Annotated in this window: 2 protein-coding genes; both read left to right on the top strand. The window is 68.9% G+C overall.

Going from position 1 to position 1,904, the window contains the following annotated elements; all coding sequences use genetic code 11:
* The first annotated feature begins 11 nt into the window (after positions 1-11).
* On the top strand, positions 12-797 hold the full coding sequence (locus ACZ4FH_RS36910) for an electron transfer flavoprotein subunit beta/FixA family protein (protein WP_467310523.1): 786 nt from the start codon (positions 12-14) through the stop codon (positions 795-797).
* Between the two features lie 85 nt (positions 798-882).
* Positions 883-1,845 carry an electron transfer flavoprotein subunit alpha/FixB family protein gene (locus tag ACZ4FH_RS36905; RefSeq protein WP_467310522.1) on the top strand — a complete coding sequence of 321 codons (963 nt, stop codon included), beginning with the start codon at positions 883-885 and terminating at the stop codon, positions 1,843-1,845.
* The last annotated feature ends 59 nt before the right edge of the window (positions 1,846-1,904 follow it).

Genomic DNA, 1,904 nt, shown 5'->3' with positions numbered 1-1,904 from the left:
GGAGAGCCGGCGTGAGCTTGAGGATCGTTGTCTGTGTGAAGTACGTGCCCGACGCGACCGGTGACCGGCATTTCGCCGATGACCTGACGTTGGACCGTGAGGATGTCGACGGGCTGTTGTCGGAGCTGGACGAGTACGCGGTCGAGCAGGCGTTGCAGATCGCGGAGTCGGCGGACGACGCGGAGGTCACCGTGGTGACGGTGGGTCCGGAGGATGCGCGGGACGCGTTGCGCAAGGCGTTGTCGATGGGTGCGGACAGGGCGGTTCACGTCGAGGACGACGGTCTGCACGGTTCGGACGTGATGGGGACGTCGCTGGTGCTGGCGAAGGCGGTCGAGAGGACCGGTTTCGATCTGGTGGTGTGCGGGATGGCGTCGACGGACGGGACGATGGGTGTGTTGCCGGCGCTGCTCGCGGAGCGGTTGGGGGTGGCGCAGGTGACGTTGCTGTCGGAGGTGTCGGTCGGGGGCGGTGTGGTGCGTGGCCGCCGGGACGGGGACACCGCGTCGGAGGGGCTGGAGGCGTCGTTGCCGGCGGTGGTGTCGGTGACCGACCAGTCGGGTGAGGCGCGGTATCCGTCGTTCAAGGGGATCATGGCGGCGAAGAAGAAGCCGGTGGAGTCGCTGGATCTGGATGATCTGGGCATCGATGCGGACGAGGTCGGTCTGGGTGGTGCGTGGAGTGCGGTGGATTCGGCTGCCGAGCGTCCGGCGCGTACGGCGGGCACGATCGTGAAGGACGAGGGCGAGGGCGGCAGGGCGCTGGCCGGGTTCCTCGCGGGTCAGAAGTTCATCTGATTGCCGGTGTGTTCCCGTGCCGGGGTGGTCCCGGTGTGTTGTCCCGTCTGGTCCGTCGTTTTTCGCTTGCAGGAGATTGAGTTTCATGGCTGAGGTTCTCGTCTTTGTCGATCATGTGGACGGTGCTGTCCGCAAGCCCACGCTGGAGCTGCTGACGTTGGCGCGGCGGATCGGTGAGCCGGTCGCGGTGGCGTTGGGTGAGGGTGCCGGTGCGACGGCTGGGGTGCTGGGTGAGCACGGTGCGGTGCGGGTGCTGACCGCGGTGGCGCCGGAGTTCGCGGAGTTCCTGGTGGTGCCGAAGGTGGAGGCGTTGCAGGCGGCGGTGGAGGCGGTGTCGCCGGTGGCGGTGCTGTTGCCGTCGTCCGCGGAGTCGAAGGAGATCGCGGCGCGGCTGGCGTTGCGGATCGGTTCGGGTGTGATCACGGACGCGGTGGATCTGGAGGCGGGTGAGGAGGGTCCGGTGGCCACGCAGTCGGCGTTCGCGGCGTCGTTCACGACGAAGTCGCGGGTGTCGCGGGGGGTTGCGGTGATCACGGTGAAGCCGAACTCGGCCGCGGTGGAGCCGTCCGCGGCGGCGGGTGCGGTGGAGGAGCTGTCGGTGTCGTTCTCGAAGGGGGCGACGGCGACGAAGGTGGTGTCGCGTACGGCGCGGGAGTCGACGGGGCGTCCGGAGCTGACGGAGGCCGCGATCGTGGTCTCGGGCGGCCGTGGTGTGAACGGTGCGGAGAACTTCGGGATCATCGAGGCGCTGGCGGATTCGCTGGGTGCCGCGGTGGGTGCGTCGCGTGCGGCGGTGGACGCGGGCTGGTATCCGCACAGCAACCAGGTCGGTCAGACGGGCAAGTCGGTCTCGCCGCAGTTGTACATCGCGTCGGGTATCTCGGGCGCGATCCAGCACCGGGCCGGGATGCAGACCTCGAAGACGATCGTCGCGATCAACAAGGACGCCGAGGCGCCGATCTTCGAGCTCGTCGACTACGGCGTCGTGGGCGACCTCTTCGACGTCGTGCCCCAGCTCACCGAGGAGATCAACAACCGCAAGGGCTGACACCCCACCCGGCAGACGGTGCGGGGCCGCACGGTGACACCCACCGCGCGGCCCCGCAC

The organism is Streptomyces sp. NPDC024555 (genome assembly GCF_055559335.1).
Note: the sequence above shows the minus strand (reverse complement) of the source record. Positions and strands in the feature narration are given on the sequence as shown.